This is a genomic window from Leptolyngbya sp. GGD (genome assembly GCF_026735145.1).
GTDB classification, from domain to species: Bacteria; Cyanobacteriota; Cyanobacteriia; order Leptolyngbyales; family Leptolyngbyaceae; genus Leptolyngbya; species Leptolyngbya boryana.
This window is the reverse complement of record NZ_JAPQKE010000014.1, coordinates 21,738-44,800: the sequence shown is the minus strand read 5'-3', so window position 1 is coordinate 44,800 and position 23,063 is coordinate 21,738. Positions and strand designations below refer to the sequence as shown.

General features: G+C 47.0%; 24 protein-coding genes and 1 pseudogene. 11 read left to right on the top strand and 14 right to left on the bottom strand.

The genetic code is table 11. The features are described from left to right. Positions 1-231 precede the first annotated feature (231 nt). A complete protein-coding gene (locus OU814_RS30555) occupies positions 232-972 on the top strand; it encodes a hypothetical protein (RefSeq protein WP_268243200.1) in 741 nt (246 codons plus the stop codon). On the opposite strand, the gene mnmG is transcribed toward OU814_RS30555, so the two are convergent. Further along, positions 914-2,818, bottom strand: coding sequence for a tRNA uridine-5-carboxymethylaminomethyl(34) synthesis enzyme MnmG (mnmG, locus tag OU814_RS30550; protein ID WP_268243199.1), 1,905 nt, complete (start codon positions 2,816-2,818; stop codon positions 914-916). The genes OU814_RS30555 and mnmG overlap by 59 nt on opposite strands. A 115-nt stretch (positions 2,819-2,933) precedes the next feature. Between mnmG and lexA the strand changes: the two genes are divergently transcribed. Together lexA and OU814_RS30540 are read left to right on the top strand one after the other, a co-directional pair. Further along, positions 2,934-3,566 (top strand): transcriptional repressor LexA, encoded by a 633-nt coding sequence (gene lexA, locus OU814_RS30545; protein ID WP_017289202.1) that lies wholly within the window; start codon positions 2,934-2,936, stop codon positions 3,564-3,566. A 90-nt stretch (positions 3,567-3,656) separates the two neighbouring features. Continuing rightward, complete coding sequence (locus OU814_RS30540) at positions 3,657-4,547, top strand: SDH family Clp fold serine proteinase (RefSeq protein WP_190652665.1); 891 nt, start codon at positions 3,657-3,659, stop codon at positions 4,545-4,547. A gap of 37 nt (positions 4,548-4,584) precedes the next feature. Here the strand turns inward: OU814_RS30540 and OU814_RS31430 are convergent, their stop codons facing one another. The 4 genes and pseudogenes from OU814_RS31430 to rnhA form a co-directional block, all read right to left on the bottom strand. Next, a complete protein-coding gene (locus tag OU814_RS31430; RefSeq protein ID WP_268243198.1) occupies positions 4,585-4,803 on the bottom strand; it encodes a zinc ribbon domain-containing protein in 219 nt (72 codons plus the stop codon). Between the two features lie 162 nt (positions 4,804-4,965). Next, positions 4,966-5,145, bottom strand: a pseudogene (locus OU814_RS31425) (type II toxin-antitoxin system RelE/ParE family toxin); the annotation flags it as partial. Between the two features lie 86 nt (positions 5,146-5,231). Next, positions 5,232-5,420, bottom strand: coding sequence for a hypothetical protein (locus OU814_RS30530; RefSeq protein ID WP_268243197.1), 189 nt, complete (start codon positions 5,418-5,420; stop codon positions 5,232-5,234). Positions 5,421-5,455: 35 nt separating this feature from the next. Beyond that, the gene (gene rnhA / locus OU814_RS30525; RefSeq protein ID WP_017289197.1) at positions 5,456-6,247 is read right to left on the bottom strand and encodes a ribonuclease HI; all 792 of its coding nucleotides are present in this window, start codon (positions 6,245-6,247) and stop codon (positions 5,456-5,458) included. Between the two features lie 67 nt (positions 6,248-6,314). On the opposite strand from rnhA, the gene OU814_RS30520 reads away from it, so the two are divergent. Then, positions 6,315-7,265, top strand: coding sequence for a glycosyltransferase (locus OU814_RS30520; protein WP_268243196.1), 951 nt, complete (start codon positions 6,315-6,317; stop codon positions 7,263-7,265). Between the two features lie 285 nt (positions 7,266-7,550). Then, complete coding sequence (locus OU814_RS30515) at positions 7,551-8,222, top strand: GntR family transcriptional regulator (protein WP_268243195.1); 672 nt, start codon at positions 7,551-7,553, stop codon at positions 8,220-8,222. Positions 8,223-8,271: 49 nt separating this feature from the next. Here the strand turns inward: OU814_RS30515 and OU814_RS30510 are convergent, their stop codons facing one another. The 6 genes from OU814_RS30510 to OU814_RS30485 form a co-directional block, all read right to left on the bottom strand. After that, complete coding sequence (locus tag OU814_RS30510) at positions 8,272-9,696, bottom strand: PP2C family protein-serine/threonine phosphatase (RefSeq protein ID WP_017289194.1); 1,425 nt, start codon at positions 9,694-9,696, stop codon at positions 8,272-8,274. Positions 9,697-10,069: 373 nt separating this feature from the next. Next, the gene (gene ftsY, locus OU814_RS30505; protein ID WP_268243194.1) at positions 10,070-11,749 is read right to left on the bottom strand and encodes a signal recognition particle-docking protein FtsY; all 1,680 of its coding nucleotides are present in this window, start codon (positions 11,747-11,749) and stop codon (positions 10,070-10,072) included. Between the two features lie 40 nt (positions 11,750-11,789). Continuing rightward, positions 11,790-12,425 carry a transcription antitermination factor NusB gene (gene nusB, locus OU814_RS30500; protein ID WP_036046192.1) on the bottom strand — a complete coding sequence of 212 codons (636 nt, stop codon included), beginning with the start codon at positions 12,423-12,425 and terminating at the stop codon, positions 11,790-11,792. A gap of 97 nt (positions 12,426-12,522) precedes the next feature. Beyond that, positions 12,523-13,806, bottom strand: coding sequence for a cation:proton antiporter (locus OU814_RS30495; protein WP_190652659.1), 1,284 nt, complete (start codon positions 13,804-13,806; stop codon positions 12,523-12,525). A 65-nt stretch (positions 13,807-13,871) separates the two neighbouring features. Then, a complete protein-coding gene (locus OU814_RS30490; protein WP_017289189.1) occupies positions 13,872-14,900 on the bottom strand; it encodes a WG repeat-containing protein in 1,029 nt (342 codons plus the stop codon). 118 nt (positions 14,901-15,018) lie between these two features. Then, entirely contained in the window at positions 15,019-15,801 is a 783-nt protein-coding gene (locus OU814_RS30485; RefSeq protein WP_017289188.1) for a response regulator transcription factor, read from the bottom strand. A 232-nt stretch (positions 15,802-16,033) separates the two neighbouring features. Between OU814_RS30485 and OU814_RS30480 the strand changes: the two genes are divergently transcribed. Next, positions 16,034-16,276 (top strand): DUF6761 family protein, encoded by a 243-nt coding sequence (locus tag OU814_RS30480; protein ID WP_017289187.1) that lies wholly within the window; start codon positions 16,034-16,036, stop codon positions 16,274-16,276. A gap of 118 nt (positions 16,277-16,394) precedes the next feature. Here OU814_RS30480 and grxD read toward each other — a convergent pair whose 3' ends face one another. From grxD to OU814_RS30465, 3 genes are read right to left on the bottom strand one after another with little or no spacing between them, the layout of a single operon-like run. After that, positions 16,395-16,712, bottom strand: coding sequence for a Grx4 family monothiol glutaredoxin (gene grxD / locus OU814_RS30475; RefSeq protein ID WP_017289186.1), 318 nt, complete (start codon positions 16,710-16,712; stop codon positions 16,395-16,397). A 24-nt stretch (positions 16,713-16,736) separates the two neighbouring features. Further along, positions 16,737-16,982 carry a BolA family protein gene (locus OU814_RS30470; RefSeq protein ID WP_017289185.1) on the bottom strand — a complete coding sequence of 82 codons (246 nt, stop codon included), beginning with the start codon at positions 16,980-16,982 and terminating at the stop codon, positions 16,737-16,739. A 47-nt stretch (positions 16,983-17,029) separates the two neighbouring features. After that, on the bottom strand, positions 17,030-18,499 hold the full coding sequence (locus OU814_RS30465) for a caspase family protein (RefSeq protein ID WP_017289184.1): 1,470 nt from the start codon (positions 18,497-18,499) through the stop codon (positions 17,030-17,032). A gap of 150 nt (positions 18,500-18,649) precedes the next feature. Between OU814_RS30465 and OU814_RS30460 the strand changes: the two genes are divergently transcribed. The 5 genes from OU814_RS30460 to OU814_RS30440 all read left to right on the top strand — a co-directional run bounded on the left by OU814_RS30460 (position 18,650) and on the right by OU814_RS30440 (position 22,963). Continuing rightward, positions 18,650-19,030: a hypothetical protein gene (locus tag OU814_RS30460; RefSeq protein WP_036046185.1), complete on the top strand. Its 381-nt coding sequence runs from the start codon at positions 18,650-18,652 to the stop codon at positions 19,028-19,030. A 160-nt stretch (positions 19,031-19,190) separates the two neighbouring features. Continuing rightward, positions 19,191-20,915, top strand: coding sequence for a sensor histidine kinase (locus OU814_RS30455; protein ID WP_017289182.1), 1,725 nt, complete (start codon positions 19,191-19,193; stop codon positions 20,913-20,915). A 98-nt stretch (positions 20,916-21,013) separates the two neighbouring features. After that, entirely contained in the window at positions 21,014-21,817 is an 804-nt protein-coding gene (locus OU814_RS30450) for a DUF2927 domain-containing protein (RefSeq protein ID WP_268243193.1), read from the top strand. A 187-nt stretch (positions 21,818-22,004) separates the two neighbouring features. After that, positions 22,005-22,100, top strand: coding sequence for a photosystem I reaction center subunit XII (gene psaM, locus OU814_RS30445; RefSeq protein WP_071596177.1), 96 nt, complete (start codon positions 22,005-22,007; stop codon positions 22,098-22,100). A 449-nt stretch (positions 22,101-22,549) separates the two neighbouring features. Further along, on the top strand, positions 22,550-22,963 hold the full coding sequence (locus OU814_RS30440) for a hypothetical protein (RefSeq protein WP_017289180.1): 414 nt from the start codon (positions 22,550-22,552) through the stop codon (positions 22,961-22,963). The last annotated feature ends 100 nt before the right edge of the window (positions 22,964-23,063 follow it).

Genomic DNA, 23,063 nt, shown 5'->3' with positions numbered 1-23,063 from the left:
GGACACTTTCACAGCAAGAGTGATTTCCTATGTCTTAGGAGAGGTTTTCTTAATCTTTTATTAACCTTTTTTTAACTTCTTGTACAATCTCTGCATCGGATGGGTTTGCATCTCTGAACACAAGGCACCGTAGCTGAAGACTAGCAACTGTCTTCCTACATGACATGAGTGTATTCAGCATTTAATCCGGGTGTATTGCGTCAGAAATATTAAACTGTGAGGAAGACAGGCATGACAAGATTGAGAACGCCAAGTTGGGCGAACAAATTGTTCTATCTTCTAGTCCTGACCGATCTTGGGTTCATCTTGCTACACTTTTTGGTCTTTATTTATAGTTCGCGGCAATGGAGTCCGACTTCTGATGTGCATTTCTATTCTGTTGAGCGCGATCGCGGAATGCCAGAATTTTTCCAATATACAAAGGAATTTTGGTGTGTGCTGATACTCGGCTTTATCGCATTGAGAAAGCGGGTACTAACCTATCTAAGCTGGATGTTGCTATTTTTGTATCTATTACTCGATGATTCACTCAGCATTCATGAAAATCTAGGGCTATATGTCGGGAATCAGCTAGGATTTACCACCCTGTTTGGTCTACGGAGTGAAGATTATGGAGAGATCCTAGTATCCGGCGCGATCGGGCTATGCTTGCTAGCAGGCATAGGGTTTGCGTATCGGATGGGAGATCAGGTGTTTAGAAAAAGCTCGAAAGTCTTAATCAAAAGTCTCTTGGCGCTGGTCGTATTCGGAATTGTGACAGATACTATCCATATCGTCACCCCGGATCAGTTCAATAAGATGATTGGACTGCTAGAGGACGGAGGTGAGATGCTCGTCATGAGTGCAATGACCGCTTTTATTTTTATGCTGCCCGAACAAGTACAGCAGCACAATCTCAATCTCACCTCAGTCGCTACACTGCCTCCGCGAGTCGTCGAGCTTGAATCTCAAGATAGATCAGTAAAGCGTTGATATCAGCAGGATTGACTCCGCCAATTCTGCTCGCTTGTCCGATCGTTAAAGGACGCACTTTCGAGAGCTTTTCTCTTGCCTCTTTTGAAAGCGTATCGATCTCATGATAGTTCAAGGTTTCCGGCAACTTGCGATTCTCTTGCTTACTCACTTGATCGATCTGATGCTGTTGGCGCTGAATGTAGCCGGAGTATTTGATATCAATCTCGGCTCCTTCTTTCTCAAAACGATTTAGCTCAAGATTGCCTAAGCCGTACTGCTCTAAATCCGCATAGTGAAATCCAGACCGACGGAGCAGTTCAGCTAAGGTAATTGATCCTTTGATGGCTTGCTGCGTGCCTTGGGCGATCGCTTTACCAACTTCATCGAGTTCCTTAACTCGGGTTTCGTGCAGTCGTTCCTTCTCGGCAGCAATGTTTTCTTGCTTTTGCGTGAACAATGCCCAACGTCGATCGTCAATCAATCCGATCTCACGTCCTAAAGGCGTTAAGCGCTGATCAGCATTGTCTGAGCGCAGAATTAAGCGATACTCCGATCGAGAAGTCAACATCCGATACGGCTCACGCAAATCTTTCGTACACAGATCATCGATCAATGTACCAATGTAGCTCTGCTCACGCGGGAAAATGACCATTTCTTGCCCCTGACACAATCGAGCCGCGTTAATTCCGGCAACTAAACCTTGGGCTGCTGCTTCTTCATAGCCTGTTGTGCCATTGATTTGCCCTGCGCAGAACAATCCGTTGATTTTTTTAGTCATCAGCGTCGGATAGCACTGTGTCGCAGGGAGATAGTCATATTCAACTGCATAAGCAGGACGCAGCATTGCACAGTTTTCTAGACCCGGCAGCGATCGCAACATTTGTAGTTGAATTTTTTCAGGCAATCCGGTCGAAAAGCCTTGAATATACAATTCTGGAATGTCTCGCCCTTCAGGTTCGATGAAGATCTGATGGCTTTCTTTATCTGCAAAACGCACAATCTTGTCTTCGATACTCGGACAGTAACGCGGTCCTTTCGCATCGACCCAACCGCCATACACCGGCGAGAGATGCAAATTCTCCCGAATGATCCGATGCGTCTCAGCAGTCGTGCGCGTTAAATGACAATCCATCGTTTCACGCTCGACCCATACTTCTGGATCAAAGCTAAACCAACGCACATCCGGATCGCTCGGTTGCGGTTCGAGCAAGTCAAAATTCACCGATCGACGATCGACACGTGCCGGAGTCCCCGTCTTCAGTCGTCCGGTTTCAAATCCAAATCGATTCAGCGTTTCAGTTAAGCCGATCGCGGCAAATTCTCCAGCGCGACCTGCATCCATCGACTTATTGCCGACCCAGATTTTCCCACCCAGAAACGTTCCTGTCGTCAGGACAACTGCCTTGCACTCAAAAGCTACACCAAAGTACGTTTCGACTCCAATCACTTCATCATTCGCATTCAGCACCAAATCAGTCGCCATGCCTTCGCGAATGGTCAAATTCTCTTGATTTTCGACGATCGTCTTCATCACCTGGGCATATTCGCGCTTATCTGTCTGCGCCCGCAATGCCCACACTGCTGGGCCACGCGACGAATTCAAAATCCGCTTCTGCAAATAAGTCCGATCCGCCATTTTCCCAATCTCGCCCCCCAAAGCATCGGCTTCGTGAACAAGCTGAGATTTTGCTGGGCCTCCCACGGCTGGATTACAAGGTTGCCACGCGATTTTGTCCAGATTGAGCGTCAGCAGCAATGTACGACAACCTAAGCGCGCCGCTGCCAATGCCGCTTCACAGCCAGCATGTCCGGCTCCAACGACAATCACATCATAAGCATCCAGAAAATCCACAGGCGCGTTCATAAGTCACAAGACATAGCGGTGCGTCTTCTATTTTAGGGCTATACCTGGAACTCAAGCAGGATACCGGGAATGTTAGAAGAATCTAAACTTGAAACAAAATGCTGCCCGAATCGTCATGCTTGAGCTATCTCCCCCAAAACAAAAGCTGTTAGATTGGCTTGAAGATTACATCGATCGCTATCATGCTGTGCCATCTTATGGTGAGATGGCAGCCGCTTTGGGCTACAAATCAAAAGATACGATTCGATTTCATTTAACGGATTTGAGAGCAGCGGGCTATGTTGCTTGGAAAGAAGGATCGGTAAAGTCGCTCGTGATTTGTAAGCCGCGATCGCGGACGATTCCGATTCTCGGGGTGATTGCAGCCGGGGGGTTAGTCGAAACCTTTCCAGATTCAGAAATTGACGAGTTTGTTGATATTTCCACCTTGCCGCATTTTGTGGGAAAAAGACGCACGCAGATGCAAGAGTATTTTGCCCTACGGGTGAAGGGAGATAGCATGATTGGAGCCGCGATCGCGGATGGCGATGTTGTGATTCTGCGAAAGACATCTGAGCCGAAGTCGATTCAAAACGGTGAGATTGTTGCAGCTCGGTTTGAAACGCAAACGACGTTGAAGCATCTCTTTTGGAGTGGAGATCAGATCATTCTGCAACCTGCGAATCCGAGCTATCCAGTCATTGAGAAACGTGCGGAAGATGTTGCGATCGAGGGAATCTTTGTAGGCTTAGTCCGAGGATTAGTCTAGTTTCGCTCTCCAGGCAGAGATTTACAAAAGGTAGAACTGAAAGAATAGGGCTGTATTGCACTTAAATCATTGCACTTAGGCTTAACTTCTATGACTTTCAGTTTCTTTGATCTGATTTGGATATTCTTTATTTTTTCCTCCTTGCAACCGCTCTGGCAGCGCAAACAGATTGAGACAAAGCGATATCGCACCCTGAAGCAGATTGAGCAGAAACACAACAGTCGAGTGATCTTGCTGGTGCATCGCCAAGAATCGATTAGCTTATTGGGAATTCCGTTATCACGCTACATTACGATCGAAGATTCCGAACAAATTCTCAGAGCAATTCGGTTAACTCCGCCAGATGTCCCGATTGATTTGATTTTGCACACGCCAGGTGGATTAGTTTTAGCAACAGAACAGATTGCAAGAGCGTTGATTCGCCATCCTGCCAAAGTTACAGTGCATGTGCCTCACTATGCAATGAGTGGTGGAACCATGTTGGCATTAGCAGCCGATGAGATCGTCATGGATGCGAATGCTGTCTTAGGACCAGTCGATCCGCAGTTAGGCAATTTCCCGGCTGCTAGCATTCTCAAAGTTGTCGAAGAGAAGCCGATTTCTGAAATTGATGATCAGACCTTGATCATGGCGGACTTGTCGAGAAAAGCGATCGCTCAAGTTCAGCGCTTTGTCAGAACCTTACTCAAAGATTCTGTGCCCCAGCAGAAGATTGCGCCAGACCGGATTGAATCTGTGATTGATGCCTTGACCACTGGGAAAGTGACTCATGATTATCCGATTACGGTAGAGGAAGCTTCAGAAATGGGCTTACCGATCAGTGTAGGTCTGGGTCGAGAGATTTATGACCTGATGGAACTGTATCCGCAACCTCAAGGAGGTCGTCCTTCGGTGCAGTATATTCCACTGCCTTATGAGCGGCGACCTTCATTGCCTGAGCCAAAAGGTAGACCTCTACCAGAAGGCGCAAACATCCATTGAACCACTCCCACGGCTAGAAGCACGTGGGATTCAGGCTTCAAGCAGAGATTGCAGGCTGAGCCTGTCTGATATCTCCTAAGCCTATGGACGGTTTCTCGCCCATTTTGATATTTTTAGCGGCGCTTTCATCCCGGTCATGCAGCGTATTGCATTCGGGACAGCGCCACTCTCTAGTTTTCAAATCCAGCGATTCTAAAACGTGCCCACACTTAGAACACATTTTGGAGCTAGGAAACCACGGGTCACGATACTCCACAAGAACAGCACTTAAAAGTGCAAAGCGTTACATCCCACCCATGAATGAGGTGGGCTTTACTTGCCACCCTGTAAAAAAACTAAAGCGATGATCCTTGTCGAGAATCATCGCTTTAACTTTTGAATCAACCAAACTTCAGTAAATTGATGCTAATCACTTGAGCTATAGCGTTCGCTTTCCATGAATCACTGTCACGATCGTCACTTCATCTTCAGCCACTTGATAAAGAATGCGATAACTATAGACAATTTTTTCTCGTAGCAGTTCATCCCCGAACTCTGGGACAGTTCGCCCTGATAGCGGAAATTGTTCTAAACTGCGAGTTGTCTTGAGAATCTGATCGACAACTGAACTGGCCTATACCGGAGAATCTCTTGCAATGTATTCTGCGATCGCATCTACATCTGCGATCGCTTTCGGTGACCAAACTACTTGATAAGCCATTTATTTAAGTGCTGCTCAGCAAGCTCTTGAGAAACAGTCCCTTGAGTTTTTGCAGCTTCCAATCCTTGCTGAACTTTCGTTAAAACATAGAGATGGTACTGGATATCCTCCAACGTACAATCATCTGGAAGTTGAGTCAGGAGACTAGAAATCGTTTCTTTCGGAGTCGTCATAAAATTCAATCCAAAATTCAACAACCAAATTCATCTTAATCCACTCGTTCTAACTGCCACAAAATCTGATTTCCCTCGCGTCTGACTCGTGACACGACCCAATTTCGCCACACCCAATGATCCCCCCGGCTCGTCACAGCATTCGCATTAATATCCATCAAATCCGCCAGTTCAGAACTTGAAATCAAATACCCCTTACTGGCAATCTCATCTGCCATATGTAACATATCAACCAAATTCCGTAACTGTTCGACTCGCACTTCACGCGGAACAACCTCGATCGCATCGATTGAACTAGGAGTCTCAGACATCACAACCTCAGCAGCATTAGGGATAAGGGTCAAAGAAACCTGCAAATCAGGCATTTTCAACTGAGGCATCTTACCTTGAGAAAACGCTCTCGCAATCACATCACAGCGTTCATTCCCTGGATCACCGGAATGCCCCCGCACATAACGCCATTCCACTTTAGGGGAATCGAGTTCATCCAACTGTTCCCAGAGATCCTGATTCAGTACAGGCTTGCCCGCCGAAGTCTTCCACCCTTTCTTCTTCCAACCAGGTAGCCACTTCGTAATTCCATTTTTCACATACTCACTATCGGTATACAGAGCAATCACCTTCGACTGTCCAGAATCCTTAAAAAATTTCAATGCCGCGATCGCAGCTTGCATCTCCATCCGATTATTGGTCGTCTCTGGCGATCCTCCACCTAACTCCTGCACTGTACCATTCTCGAAGTAGACAACTACTCCCCAACCTCCTGCACCGGGATTGCCGGAACATGCGCCATCGGTGTAGATTTTCTGAATTAAGGGAGAAGTCATAGGTAGAATTCCAAAGCTAACCTAGACTACCGCATTGTTTCACAATTGACAGGGTGAAGGTGAGAACGTGTCCGCAGCATTCAATTTCTCGATCGTGCTAGAAACCGAAAATCTTGAGACGGCTGATTTAGCCGGATTATTGCGATCGCTTGCCAGTTTGGAAGCTCAAGATCCGCCTCCAACAGCCGCGAATGAAGTGCTGCTCATCGACAGTGGCGATATCCCCGAAACGCTTTTGGCTCAGTTGTGTCAGCAATATCCCTGGATCAAAGTGTGTCCTGCCCCACCCGGAACCGAATACTATCAGGCCAAAATGCTCGGTGCAGAACTCGCCACCGGAGAAATCATCGTCTATTACGACTCCGATTGCATCTATGCACCAGACTGGATGAGAAAAATATTGGGTCCCTTCTCACAGCCAGAGATTCAAGTTGTTGCAGGTGAAACTACGACGAATGGAGTGGGAATCTATGGTACTGCAATGGCATTAGGATATATTTTTCCACAGTATTCAGGACGTACAGAATTAACGCCTGGAAAAAGCTATTTTCTCAACAATGTGGCATTTCGGCGCTCGTTTTTACTGAGCCATCCTATCCCCACAGATTTGCCCCTTTATCGCGGAAATTGTGCCGTTCATGCCCATGAATTAGTTCAATCTGGTGTAACAATTTGGCAACAGCCATTAGCGCAAGTACTTCACTCTCCCCCGAATGGGTTAGATCATTTCTTTTGGCGATTTCTATTAATTGGGCACGACTATTATTGGCAGAAAAAACTAATTCCAACGGCGACAAATGCTGAGCCTACAATGTCTGGCATCAAAGGAAAACTGGAGATCTTTATCGACCGGATTCGGAAAATGCGCGATCGAGATATCCGGCATCTTGTCTTTCTTCCGCTCTCGCTCCCGGTTGTCTTAATCTCATCTTTTCTGATCTATATCGGATACTCGATCACAACACAAAGACCCCATTACTTACTCAAAAAATTCAATCAGCATTTAAACCTAAAATAGTGGCGATTTCTAGACACTAAAAACAAGTAGAAACAAGAATATAAAATGTATTCGGTATACATGCAAAGATCGCAAAAACAGGATGCAAAAACAGCTATTTTTTTAGTCAAAGGGTTCAAGTTTCTGCAATAATTCTCATCTATGGAAAAACGAGAATTGCGGACTTTCTAGAAATCGAAGAGAAAGCAGTCTCAGGGATAGCAGTTAGAGAAAGGCGAGGACGGCAGTTTGTATCCAGGCAACGACGAGATAGCTCAATCTTCAGTCTCCGGAGAACTCGATCGGATGGCTCCACTCGCACGCAGACAATCTTTGCAGGCGCAAGCCTACCAAGCGTTGCGCGCTGCCATTTTATCGGGAGAGCTACCCTCTGGAACCCGGCTCGTCGAAACGCAACTTGCCAAACAACTCCAAGTCAGTCGCACTCCGATTCGAGAAGCCATTCGCCAACTTCAGCAAGAGAACCTCGTCACTAGTGATATCGCTGGCACGCTGCGAGTTGCGACCCTATCGATGCAGGATGCGGTTCAACTTTATACCTGCCGGATTGCTTTAGAGCAACTTTCCGTTGCAGGCGCATGTGAAAATGCGACTTCTGAAGAATTAGACAACCTGCATCAATTAGTGCTGACTGCTGAGCAAAGCGATCGCGAAAACTCCACCCATGCTCAACTGCTCGATTTAGACTATCAATTCCATCGCTCCATTGCCCGCAGTTCCAAAAATCTTTGGCTCGTCTCGCTGTTAGATCAAGTGTTTGATCAAATGGCATTGCTGAGAATTCAAACCCTACAAAAGAATCCCAAGGTGCTCGAAATCCGCAAAGAGCATCGCGAGATCTATGCCGCGATCGCGTCTCGTTCTCCAGAACAAGCTACTCAAATGGTTGTGACTCATCTGAATGCAAGCCGCGATCGAGTTCTGCGCGAGATCGAGCGAATGCGTCAAAGTTCTTGAAATCGCCCAAACTCGACGCATTCTATTCAGAAAAGCTACGACTGATTGATCAATTTGGCTTGACCCGCATCACAACGAGCGTCATATCGTCGGTATTCTGATTCCCCATCCCGATAAACTGCTGCACACAGTCAAACAAATACTTCAAAATCTGCTGCGGATCATCAAAATGCTGACAAGCCCACCGGAACGCGCTCGTCAGATTCTCCTCATCAAACCGATGACCATACTGATTCGCTGCATCCGTAAACCCGTCTGTGTAGTAAATAATCGTATCTCCCGGATTCAACTGAATCTGAGCATCCTGAAACTGTGTTTCAATATCCAAGCCAATTAGCATTCCCATCGTGTCGAGTCGCACGATGCGATCGCTGTCAGCTTGCCAGAGTAATGGTGGATTGTGGGCTGCATTGCTATAAGACAGCAGTCGAGTTTTCGGATCATATTCCGAATAAAACAGCGTGACGAACCGATTCGAGTTCTCCAAATCGGCATACATGACCTGATTCAAATGCTGCAAAATTCGAGCGGGAGAATGCCCGTTCAAGACTTCTGCTCTCAGCATTCCGCGCGTCATGGTCATAATCAGACCCGCTGGAACGCCTTTGCCCATCACATCCCCGATCGTGACGCTCCACTTTTCCTGAGAGTTATCAGGATTGGTCTTACGAGCCTCACCGTAGCTAGCTGGAATAAAGTCGTAATAATCGCCACCGACTCGATTTGCCGTTTTACAAAGCGCGGCGAGTTCAATCCCCTCGATCGCAGGACATTGACGCGGCAACAATCGCAATTGGATATCGGCTCCGATCTCTAATTCTCGATCGAGTCTTTCTTTCTTCTTCAATTCGACCGTCAGTTCATCGTTCTCGATCGCAACTGCCGTTTGATCCGCGACGAGTCGCACAAGTTTTTGTCTCGTCTCTGTCCAGGCGTAATCCGGTTCACGGCTAAAGACATAAAGCCGCCCCCGCTCCTGATTTCTCACCAGAATCCCGGTTCCAAAAATCTGAATTTCGCCGCCTAAGTGTCGCGTCAACTGATGATCTAACATCGCGACGACTTGGGACGATCGCGCTAAGGCTTCTCCAGGGGGCAATCCGGTCAAAGAAGCCGTCGTCTGGCGAGTTGCTGTCTCTAAGCCTTTGCGTAGCTCTTGACCCCATCTTGCATCCTGACAGTGGAGTCGTTCTAATTTCACTTGTCCATTCGGGCGGAACAAAACGAGCGCACCGCCGTCAGCATCAGTAACTCGACTTGCCATCAGCGGAATAAGTTCCAGAAATTGATTCAAATTGCTGAAGCTACGGAGGGCAAATCCAAGCGAACTCAGTAAGTCTTGAATTTTGTGCTGCTCCCGATTCAGGCGTGCCACCAGTTCCTTAAGGGCAAACACTGGTGTTACGTCAGCAGACCCTGAGTTATTGCGCTCAGGCGGTTGAGATGAAGGACGAGGAAGGGGCACAGCAGTCATTCGGGCGATTAAAGTGAACGAAGGGAACCAACACGATCGTTGATTGTGAAAACCAATCTTAGCGGACAGTGCTACATTTCGCTGCCCCCCTTTACAGAGTTTTGCGAGGTGCTGACCGCTTGAATCGATCTGCGTTTTGCGCGATTAGGAGAAAAGCTCATCTGATCGAACAAAACCGCGATCGGGGTTGTTGGCACTGATTATACACAGTTCCCTGTTTTACGACATGTTTACAGTCGATAACTTCCAGAAATTCAGCAAAGTTAGCAATTTAAAGCGGATTGAGCCGCATCCAAGAAAATTGGATAGGGGGATAGATAGGAAACAATCTAAGTTTGGGTTCTCCCCCCTCCCTACTCCGCGAGCCGCAGAATTACCCGCTGATCAAAGCCTCGACAAACTCATAGCTTGAAAAAGGTCGTAAATCCTCAATCCCTTCTCCCGCCCCAATAAATCGAATGGGCAATCCCAACTGTTCCACCACAGCTAAGGCAATCCCGCCCTTCGCTGTTCCATCCAGTTTCGTCAACACGACTCCACTTAACTGGGCTGCCTGCGCGAAAACTTCTGCTTGTCTCAGCCCATTCTGTCCCAGAGTCGCATCTAAGACGAGTAGTGATTCCACTTTCGCGCCTGCTGCCTTCTTGTCAATAATTCGACGTACCTTACTCAACTCATCCATCAGATTCTTCTTGTTCTGAAGTCGTCCGGCTGTATCAATCAATAGCAGTTCTGTTCCCCGCGCCTGCGCTGCACTGATGGCATCAAACACAACCGCTGCCGGATCAGTATTCTGTCCAGGATTCGAGATCACCTCTACATTACTTCTCTGTCCCCAGACTTTTACCTGTTCGACTGCTGCCGCTCGGAACGTATCCGCTGCGCCAATTAAGCACTTGTAGCCCGATTTGCTGGCAATGTGAGCGAGTTTTCCGATCGTGGTCGTCTTCCCTGCGCCATTGACCCCAGTCATTAACCAGATATTGAACGTATCTTTCTCGGGGGCAAAGAAAGCAGAGTGCGATCCCTGCAAGGGTTGATCTAACAAGTCTCTAAGAATTTGTTTGAGATACGCGATCGCTTGATCGGGCGGTAATGCATCCTGCCTCAATTTCGCTTGCAGGGCTGAAATAATTTTGTCAGTAGCCTCAACGCCTGCATCGGCTTGCAGAAGCAGCGATTCAATTTCAAAAACTGCATCTTCATTCAGGGGGCCTTGACCAACGATCGCTTTGAGTTGATTAACCAAACTCCGCCGCGTCTTATCCAACCCTTGCCGGAGCCGCTTCAGCCAGGTAATTTCTTCGATCGAGACATCTTCTGCGCGCCGTCCCATCGCAGAAAGCACTTCTGCCGACCAGAGGAAGCCTTCATCGATTACAAACTCAGGCGGAATTTCGGGCGCGGTTTGAGTCGCAACAGGCTGTGGTTCGGGTTCAACTTCCTCGATCGCATTGGCTCTTAGTCGTTCTAACCGAGCTTGTCGATCAGCTTCTGCGGCTTGTGCCCAGAATGGGACTGCTGCGGGTTGGGGTTCTGCTTCCGGTTGAACGGCTTCAACTTCCGTCTCTTCTACGACATCTACTTCCGGTTGAACAGCTTCAACTTCTATCTCTTCTGAAACAGGTTCTACTTCCGGTTGAACAGCTTCAACTTCTGTCTCTTCTGAAACAGGTTCTACTTCCGGTTGAACGGCTTCTGCAACGGGTGCTTCATCGAATTGCTCAATTGTTTCCGATTCGGCTGATGCGATCGTGTCTTCAGCAAGTTGTTCGATAACTTCGGTTTCAGCTTGCTCGATCGAATCGGAAACTTCGACAGGCTCAGATTTTTCAGCCGTCGCCGCCTCAGCTTGGGCTTTTTCTTGTTGCTTGCGGCGGAAATTTTCGACGATCGCTCTTGCATTGGCAATCCGGGCATCTTCTTCTGAAGTGTCACTTTGGGCTTCTGATTCAGAAGGCTCCGCAGTTGGAGTTGGTTCAACGGGAGCAGATTCGGGTTGCTGCTGTTCTTCTTCTTTTTTGTTGAATCGATTGAACCAATTAAAAGCCATGTCCAAATTCCCAGATTGCTAGATCTAAATTTAGCGGAAATCAGCCACTCACGTGTGTCTCACTGCCATGAATCGCGTCAGTTACTTTCCGCAGAATTCCATTAATAAACTTATGTCCATCCTCGTTGCTGTAACGTTTGGCAAGTTCGACGGCTTCATTAATTGCCACTCGATTTGGCACTCCCAAAAACATCATTTCAGTGGTGGCGATCCGTAATAAGTCTCGATCGAGTGTGGCTAAGCGATCCAAATTCCAATCCACTAAAATGTCATTCAGCAACTTATCGACTGTTTCTCGCTCAGCGTGGAAGCGGGTAATAATTTCCATCGTGTAGGCTCGAACCTCAGTCTGATTTGCCAGTTGAATAAATTCAGGCAGTTCGATAGCACCTCCGAGTCGGTTGATCGCTGTTTGAGCCAGGGTGATCGCTTCTTGCACCATTGCCCGAGCGCTATCGATATTGCCAGCCCGAGTTTGGCTATTGAGCAATTGGCTATCGCCTCGTTGTAATTCTGCTGCCGCCGTTTCTAAGTTGTCGCGCGCTTCTTCTGCAAGGGTACGAACGGATTCGACAACAAGTTCTTGAATTCTCTGACTGTTAATTTTCTTTGGATCAGAAGAGATCTGACTCAAGCTTAAAAGTGCGAGTTCACGGGCAATGCGACGGGCTTGCATGGCAGGCATTAATGAAATTGGCTCACGTATCTTAGCGCAAGTAGGTCTCTTGCTGTAGCCATTTGAGGAGTTGAGCGATCGATTAAGTTGAATTGCGTTATGTGCCCTGTTCCTCATGCTGGGCTGCTTTCGGCTCGATTTCTCGATTGTGTTCAATATTACGTTCATACCATTGCATTAAAGGCGTTGACGTGATCCCATGTAATAAAACAGAAATGACGATCGTCCAAAAGGTAATCCAAGCAATTTGCTCGCCATCTTCCCCTTTCAAGCCATTGCCAAATGCATAAGCGAGATAGTAAATCGATCCCACTCCGCGAATGCCGAACCAACCGTAGAGCCAGCGCGTTGCCGGATTGACATTTAAACCGATCGTACTGATCCAAGCCCCAATCGGTCGAATCACGAAAATCAAGCTCAATGCAATCACAAATGCATCTCCTGCAAAGGCAAACATCGGCTGAAATCGCAGCATCGATCCCAGCAATAAAATCGTGCCAATTTCTGCTAACTTCTCTAAGCGCTCAATAAAGTGAAGTTGATTTCTTGTATATTCAGAATTCCGTCTTCTCCGCATTGCCATTCCAGCGACAAAGACGGCAAGAAATCCATACCCATTCACCACTTCGGTTACAGCATAAGCAATAAAGATTGTGCTGAGTGCAACGAAATCTTCCATCAAATCATCTGGAGTCCGAAACGGTTCTAAGCGTTTATCAACGAGTTTGATTCCCTTCGCAATCACAAAGCCGACGGCTAATCCTGCTGCAATCGCCCAAATCACATCGACTAAAACCCATTCCCGAAACCAGTTTTGCCAATTGCCTTTTTCTATCCAATGAATCCCAAAATAAACAAATGGAAAAGCTAATGCATCATTTAACCCACCTTCTGAAGTAATCCCAAACCGCAATTCATCCCGATCGCGAGAGTCATAAAGCTGAACTTCAGACGCTAAAACGGGATCAGTCGGCGCTAAAATTGCCCCTAAAAGAATCGATAATCCCCAATCTAATTTCAGAATAAAGTGCGCGATCGCGGCAACTGAAAAAATGGTAATCGGCATCAATAAACCAATCAGCCGAGTCGTCGATCGCCATGCAAAGAAACGCATGGGTCGATTCATTTTCAACCCGCAACTAAACAGCGAAATTAAAACAACCAGTTCTGCAACTCGCTCTAAAAACTCTGCCTCTGGGCGAACCTGAATCAGATTAAATCCGTAGGGACTCAGCACAATGCCAACGATTAAATAAATCAGCGCATAAGATAGAGGCAACCGCGCGATCCAACCTGATCCCAAAGTTACGATTAATAACAAAACTCCAATCACTAAGAGATCGAGAATATAGACATTCACAAGTTCATCCCCAGTTCGCATTTATGCTCACTGTACTTGTGTTTTAAGCTAGACCTATTGATCTGATGATAGATCCCTTCTCTCCCTCAAGGCTTACGAATGTATCCCCATTTTTCATTTAATTGCACTCGCGCTAAGCCTTCTTTAAAATCTCCTGCTTCATCAAATTGAGGCGCGATCGCAATTTTGCCCGTTGTGTCGATATAGCCCCACTTCTCTTTAATTTTCACGGGCGCTAATCCATCTGAAAAACTTCCAGCAAATTGATATTGAGGCGCGATCGCAAACTTGCCAGATTTCTGAATATATCCCCAGCGATCATTCTGCTCAACGAGTGCTAACCCATTTGAGAAATCAGACGCAAATTGATATTGAGGCGCGATCGCAATTTTCCCACTCGTATCGACAAATCCCCATTGATTTCCGAGTCGTACCCGACCCATCGAATCCGAAAAATTAAACGCGCCATCAAACTGAGGTTGCACAACAAATTGCCCAGTTTGATTGATATAGCCCCATTTCTGACCGATTTTGGCAGCAGCAAGCCCATGAGAAAACTGCCAAGCGTCATCGAATCTTAGTGAGATCGCAGTTCGACCCGACGCATCAATATAGCCATATTTCTCGCCCCGCTTCACTGCTGCCAATCCGTTAGAAAAGCCCGAGGTCAATTGATATTGAGGCGCGATCGCAACTTCTCCAGTCGGTTTGATAAATCCGTAAAGCCGTCCCATCTGCACGACTGCAAATCCTTCTCGAAATCGCGTCACCCGTTCAAATTTCGGCGGAATTGCTACTTCTCCCTGACGATTCAGAAACCCATACTGATCCCCCAATTTCACCACCGCCAAGCCTTCCGAAAAGGGCGAATACGCTTCAAACTCTTGTTTCGGCGTAACCATTACTCGTCCCAAACGATCGATATAGCGAAATTCGCGCCCCAATTGCACCAGCGCTGTTCCTTCAGCAAAATCGGTTGCACTGTCAAACTGATGGTCGATCGCGAAGAGATCACTTGCGATCGCACGTTGTTCAATCGTCAAATTTGGCGGATGGCTGCAAACACTAACCGTCGCAAACCCCAACGTCGCAAGCAATAAAAAACGCAGCATCATGACCCAGAACCGTCATAGATTCTCCTAAGTGTATCGACCTCACAGATTTTGGGACACATGCGATCGCATTGCATCACATCGGTTATCCAACAAATCAGGAATTCGTCGAAATTTTTCCCTAAATCCGAGGACGTTGAACCGCTGCCATTCTCGACATTGAAGCCGTTGCTGGTTTACGAGGCAATTGCCCATTATTCTGATGCACCGGAGGCGCGTTCAAAATCTCCAAATTCAACCGATACCCCACATTCCGCACCGTCTGAATCAAATTCGGCTGTCTCGGATCAATCTCCACCTTCTTACGCAAAGACAGGACGTGAGTATCCACAGTTCGAGGATTATCAATCTCATCAGGCCAAGCTCGTTGCAGCAGATCTGCCCGACTCAAAGCGGTTCCGCCTGCCTGAGCCAGCACATAGAGCAAACTAAACTCCTGTGGGGTCAACTCAATCAACTCACCCTTAAATCGCACCCGTCGATGCACCAAGTCAATTTTCAGATCCCCAAAATCGAGATTGACCGGAGGAGCCGCCGTCCGCTGTCGTCGCAACAACGCCTCCACTCGCGCCAAAAACTCCTGCATCCCGAACGGCTTCGTCAGATAATCATCTGCCCCTGATCGCAACCCTGCGACAATATCAGATTCAGTTGTCCGGGCAGACAGCATCAGAATCAGCGCCGTCTGCTGCTGACTCAACCAGCGACAAAACTCCAACCCATCGCCACTGGGCATCTCAGAATCAAGGATCATGAGATTGGGCTGCCGCACCAGAAACATCTCACGCGCTTGGTGCAAATCAGCCGATTGGTGGACTTGGTAGCCCGCCTGCTGAAGATGCCATCCTAGCAGCGATCGAAGGTGCGGATTTCCTTCAACGATTTGTATATTAATGGCTCCCACGGGGGCAACTTGACCTCAAAATGCTTGAGTTAAGGGTATCAAAGCTTCTTAGTTTTGATTTGTAACGGGTGCTACCCATATGTACTCCGCCTACACAACGTTCCGTATCGGAGTATGTCTTTCTATAGAATTTCGATACAAACTGAGAGAATAGCGAGTGTAATGTTAAGCTAAAGTCATAGCTCAGTGAGTGGAATGCCAAACGGCATCTGTTGTTTTCGCGTCATCGCATATGCTTCAAGATTCTTTGACGATTCGCTATTATCAACGCCTCTCCGACGCTCTCGTCGAACTCTGGAACCGGGGCTATCGTTACGATGACCTGCGTCTCTATCTCGACGGGTATTTGTCCGCGCTCCGACATGCTAGCGTGCTAGAGCCGTACCAGATCAATCGTCTGGAAGAGGAGATTACTCGCTACATCTATGATCCGTCGAATTTCGACATGGTGATGCCAGAACCAGACTACCGATAGAAATGGGAAAAGGGGTGCGTGCGCGCCCCTTTTTGATTTGGTTGGTCAGTCGCAGAGGTGAAAGTAGGGAGTAGGGAGTAAGAATCAATCTTCCCCCATCTCCCCACTCCCCACCTCATTACGAGGCAAGTGCAACTTCTACAAGCTGCTGTAATTCGCCACTCTGGTACATCTCAATCATGATGTCCGAACCGCCAATAAATTCCCCATTTACATACACTTGGGGAATCGTTGGCCAGTTCGAGAACTCTTTCACGCCTTGACGGACTTCAGGGTCTTCTAGCACGTCTACAGTCGTGTAGGGGACACCCAGCGTATTGAGAATTTGCACAACGTTATTGGAAAAGCCGCACATTGGCATGAGTTTGCTGCCTTTCATGAAAACGACAATTTTGTCGCTATCGACGATCGATTTGATGCGGTTTGAGGTAGTCATAAGTAAGTTCAAGGGGTAAGAGAGTTAGTTTTTGGTTGCCCATTCTTCGGGCGTGAACGTATTCAGTGAGAGAGCATGAATGGCTTCGGTGGAGAGTGCCTGTTGAACCGCACCATACACAAGCTGATGCTGTTGAACGCGACGCTTCCCAGCAAAGGCTGAGGAGACGACTGTCACCTCGAAATGCTCCCCATCAGGACTGTTTGCCTGCACTTGGGCATCCGGCAATCCTGCTTTGATCATTGCCTCAACCTGATCCGGGCTAATCATTGGGGTTCCTCGATGTAATCGTTTCGCGAATTTTCCTGATTCTTAGTCTAACGAGCTTTGCGCCACTGCTGGATCGCTTTCTGTGCCTCGGCGTAAACTTGAGGTCGATCTTTTGGAACGAGTTGAGCGGCTGAAATCGCTTGTTGAAACTCTTTCTGCTCTGCTCGTTTGCGCGCAATTTCTAGAATATTGCGACTCCATCGATCGATGTCTTGTTGCGCTTCAGCATAGAGGGGATCATTCGGTGGGATTGCGCGCGCCCGATCAATCGCGCGACTTGCATCTGATGCTAGCGTGGGTTTGATTAACGATCGGGCTTCATTCAAGATCTTTCCAGAATCAGGACTCGGTGATGCCACAGCTTGAGGCGCAGGAGAAGGTTGAGTATTCGCCGTTTGCTGCCCGCCCATAAACGCCGACCAGTTGCGGAACAGCACGCCAAGCAGCAACACTAATAAGAGCGCACTTCCCCCAAACAGCAACCGTTCCCAAAACATTTGATCGGGGGCATCCGACTCTTCGGGCACTGGAGAAGCCGCAGGTGAAAGTTCTTCAGTCTGTTCTGATTCAGGCAGAGTCAAATCTGCTTGGATCGGCTCGTATTCGTATTCACTAGGGTTCAGCGCAAAACTGTCTGGAATTTCAGTTGCAGTCGCTCCCATCACAGTCGGCTGGAAGCCATAGTTGGAACTCGCCTCACTTTCTAAGGCATTGAGATATAAATCACCCTCTACAGAAAATGGATTAGTCGTTGCAGGAACCCAAGATTCGGTTTCAGACCAGTTGACTGGCATGATCACTTGATAAAGCTGCTCTGGATCAGACACAACCAAAATTGGATCTTGACGCGGGCGATCGTTGTGATCACAAAGCTCAGGCAATCTCAGTTTCAAAAAGTCTTCTAACGTCGCTAAGGTTGAGCATTGATGCGATCGCAATCCTTCGAGCAATGTCTGAGTAAACAGACCATGATTTAACGCAGGCGCTTCGTGAGAAAACTGTTCAGGACGACAGGATAAGAACGTCGGAATCCCTGCCTCGCGTGCCAATGCAACCGTTTGAGTCCCAACTTTCTCATGAGAACCGGAAGCGGCTCGATTGATATCGAGTAAAACGAGAATTTTTTGAGTGGGCAAAGTTTTCAAAGTTTGAAACAGCGATCGCACTGAGAACCCTGTTTCTTTAATTCGGGAAACATCGCCATCAATGGGTAATAAATAATCTTCTCCATCGACACAAATTCCGTATCCGCTGAAAAAGCACCAAAGCGAATCTTCTGGCTGAAGCTTATCTTTTAGACTCGTTGTCCAGTACTGCAAATTCTCATGCGTGGGATGAGTGGAGTGGTCAGCAAAATCTGGAGATGTATCCGTAATCAACAGACATTGTTCCGGTGAAAACCCTGCATCACCAACTAAGCTTTCACAGAGAAATTGAGCATCCGACTGGGCAAAATGAAGAGGTTGAAGGAACTGGTAGTGATTTATCCCAACGGCGATCGCCCAAAAATTGCTCATTCCAACACCTCATCTGTAATTGAAGACTATATATGAACCGCTTGCGCTACCACATCATAGAAAAAAATTGCTTTTCTGCAACAAAGAACTAACATGAATCCCAACTCTCTTGATTTCGATTGCTTTGTTCGTTTTGTCACTCTTTGTCCTATGAAACTTCGTAATTCTTTGCTTGTAGGCTTTTTCACGTTTGGGTGCGGTGTCACAGCTTGGGGAATTGATATGGTGCTAGCTCCAACTCCCGCACAGGCTTATACCGCACGGATTGATGTCACGCTTGATCGTGCCTCCAATGAACCCTATGAAGCGATCGTGCGGCGCGCAGAAAATGTGGCGCGAGCAGCGATTCAAAGAGGATTCGATCAAGATTTACTTGCTAATGAGGTTTCGGTAGTCGTCGTCGGGCGCAACGGCGGTATGGCATCACCTGTGGTGTCGGTTTGGGTGACGCGATCGCAGTGGCAAACTCGTCCTGATGCAAAGCGCTGGGCAACCTATTACCGCGGATCTAAAGCGTTGTTAGGGTTCTAGATCGTTATCCATCAAAAATTTCCTGAGTGTTTGAGTTGCTTTTCGACAGGGAACTCTTTCAGAATATTTTGTTTCGTTGCCCCCATGAAGCACTCTTACACTCAGCATTTTTTCGATGCTAAACCTCTAGCTCGCTCTGAAATGATGGGAGCCTAGAGTCATGAAGATTTCTCGTAAGTTCTCAAGCTCCTCGATCGTAATTACAACCGTGATGGCTGTGGTGTTGGTCGGTGGACAATATTGGGTGCGCCAAGCACAAGAAGATATCTTTGAGAAGCGGCAGAAATTGAGCGATGGATTAGAAGAAGTTCATCAAATGCGCGCAAATCTCAAAGGGCAAATCAGTCAACTCAAAGATGTCGTTTTACTTGATAGCCAAGACTCAGATTTAAAGCGAGAACAGCAGAAATTTTTCAAAGAGATCGGCGAATTTGAGAGAGCTTTCGGCTCAAGCCCTGAAGTTGATCAAATCAGAACTCAATTCAAATTATTAAAGAATCTCAGTGCTAAAACACTGCAAGAGCCTGATGCAAAGATAGAACGTGTTCGGACAGATTTCAGAACAATTCGCGAGTCTGAGAACGCAATTAGCGCTGACTTAGATAAGATTCTCAAAAAATTTCTGCAAGAAGATACGGAACGTCGCAAAGAATTAGGTCGATTAAAACGAATCGATCAAGTTGTCACTTATGCAGCCCTAGCACTGATTCTTCTCGTATTAGGAGCACAATATTGGCTGATTTTGATGCCTGTCATTCGTTCGATCAAACAACTGCAATTTGGTGCATCCGAACTCGCAAAAGGCAATCTCAACTATCGATTGAATTTTAGAACAGGCGATGAAATTGAGCATCTAGCCAACGAATTCGACCATATGGCAGATCGGCTGCAAGACTCTTATGCTGCTTTGCTCGATCGCAGCAGAGAAGTGACTGTCACCAATCAGAAATTAGAAACTGAGATCACAGAGCGGAGCATCATCGAAATGGATCTGAGAGAATCTGAAGCACATTTGCGACAACAAGCACTCGATTTAGAAGCAACGATTCAAGAATTACAGCAAACTCAATTACAACTGGTTCAAAGCGAAAAGATGTCCAGTTTAGGACAACTTGTTGCGGGGATTGCACACGAGATTAATAATCCTATCAACTTCATTCATGGCAATGTAAAGTATGCAGAAGGTTATGTCAAAGATCTCGTTGAACTTGTAGAGATATGCCGGGAGAAATGCCCTGAAATCACGTCTGGATTTGAGAATAGCCGAGACATTGACTTGGATTTTGTTCAGCAGGATCTCAACAAAATCATGTCCTCTATGCGAGTTGGAACAGAGCGAATTCGACAGATTGTCCTATCGTTAAAAACCTTCTCTCGCATGGATGAAGCTGAATTCAAGAAAGTCAATATTCACGCTGGGATTGAGAGTACTTTGCTGATTTTGCAGCATCGATTAGAGAAGCACAAGTGCGAACCCATTCAAATTATTAAAGACTATGATGATCTGCCTTTGATTGAGTGTTACGCCGGGCAACTGAATCAGGTCTTTATGAACGTGATTGCAAATGCAATCGACGCACTCGAAGACAAAATTATACCGAATCCTCAGATCAAAATTCGGACTTCTGTTCTCCATTCTAGATGGGTTGAAATTACCATTTCTGACAATGGGTGTGGCATTCCTGAACATGCGCGATCGCGGATCTTTGACCCATTCTTCACCACGAAACCTGTGGGTCGAGGCACTGGCATGGGAATGTCGATTAGCTATCAAATCATTAATCAGAAACACGGTGGCAAACTAGATTACGTCTCAACTTTGGGAGAAGGCACAGAATTTATCATTCAAATTCCGATTCAGCAGACTGTCCCGATTGCGTCCTAATCCTTAGAAGCTTAGAACAGATGAGATCGATAAAGAGGCAGGGAACTCTAAGGAGCACATAGAAGCACATAAGAGTCTGCCGAAGCAAGGAGAATTTGATGAAATCGAAGGTGCAACTGGTCAGTCACAGCTTGATCTTGACTGGCGCTTTGACATTGGGCATTTTGGCAGTAGGCATTGGGCGATCGCTCTCTTCTTTCCAAAAAGACGACTCTACAATGGGCGGAGGTTCGATCTCATCAAATACTGCGAATCCGATGCAGATTTCTCAAGCAAAAACGATTCGTCCCACTTCTGGATTCAATCGAGAGCAGATTGATTACTTTATGGAAGTCGCCATCGGGTCAGAATACAACCAAGAATCGATTCCCAAAATTCGCAAATGGAGCGGCAATATCCGCATTCAAGTACTAGGTAAACCGACCCAAGCCGATCTTAGAACTCTAGAAACCGTAATCAGCGAGCTAAATACCCTAGCAAATGGCGCAATTCGGCTGCAACTCGTTGATCGCAGTCCCAACATCAGGATGCATTTTGCGCCAGAAACGCAGTTCAGGCAGCTTGAGCCTGCCTATGTTCCAGTCAATTTCGGCTTCTTCGTCACCCGTTGGAATCACCGCGGCATCATCAATTCCGCCAATATCTTGATCACCACGACAGGTGTCACCCAGCAAGAGCGATCGCATCTCATCCGAGAAGAATTAACTCAATCGCTTGGGTTAATGCGCGATTCTTACCGCTATGCCAACAGCATGTTCTATCAGCCTTGGACAGATATCACTCGCTTCTCAGAAATCGATAAAGCCGTGATCCGGATGCTGTACATGCCCGAACTGAAGCCAGGCATGACCAAGGCAGAAGTTTTGAATGTCTTGAATGCATCCCAGGCACGATCGCGCTAGAGTTTCCGCAATTCCACAGGACAACCGCCGAATTCATCCCCTAGCTGCGAGATTAACGATTCCGAAATTGCCGCAAAGAGTACAAATCTACGCGCTTTCTCTGTTGCATCTTGTTACAAACACTTTCCGAAATGTGCGTTTTCGTTCACATTGAGGAACTATAACCCTGAGATAAGGAGTTTCAAACATGCCTTTATCCGATACTCAAGTTCTGGTCGCACTCGTCATTGCTCTCATTCCGGGAGTTTTGGCGTTCCGGTTATCAACCGAGCTTTATAAGTAAGGTCTAACCCCATCGCTGGAAACTTGCCCCGATGCCAATTCGCAAATATGAGAAAAGAAAGCTGTAAATTCAGTGCTTCATTTCTTAATTCAGCGAGTAGACTATTTAGGCAAGTTTCCAGCCTGAAAGGGATTCCCCCAGACAGGTTGGATTAGAAAACTGCTCAATAAAGTGCACGAAAATGGTTGGCAGTTTTGCCCCATTTTCCGGGTTGTCACCCACGCTTAGTTCACTCGTACGCCTTGATTTTGGGTTCCAGATTTGTAATCTTGGGTTAGCTCTACCGCCAGTAAATCAATTCTTTGACCTACTGAGGGTTCGATCTTCTTCGTAATTCATGACGCGAAGAACATCTATCAGGCTTCAACATTGCTCACACGTCACACCGTTTTGAGTGAACTCTGATCCGTGCTTGAGTCGTTTCCGATGCTGTCCCGTCATATGAATCCATGAACGCACTTCCTCTACCACAGCCGCCTGAATCCCGAAAACCTCGCCGCTCACGCGCTCAGCAACCGCTCCGCCGTCAAGTACGTTCTCGGGTGCTCGCTGCCGAAGCTCTGATTAAACTTAGTGTTAATGCTTTAATTTCTACTGCTGCGATCGCAGCCCTAACGCAGCTTATTCCTTATGGGGTCACCCAACAGGCAAAACTGAAAGAAATACAGACCGAAGTAAAAACAGCAGATACGCGAGTCAGTCGCCTAAAAGCTGCCTTTAATCGTAATTTTGATCCTCATCAAGCTTCTAAAGTTGCCCAAGAGCAAGCCAATGTGATGCCGCCGGATTCACGGATGGTGGTTCTGGGTGATGTTGAGCCACCGGCACAAACCGCACAAGCAGCTCCGGCTCAAAATCCCTGAATGACGCTCTATAGCGCTCCTGTTTGATTTGTAAAATCCTGTAACTTGAGGGCATGGAGAAATTGCTCCCCTATTCCCCAATTTTGCAACCGATTTAGGA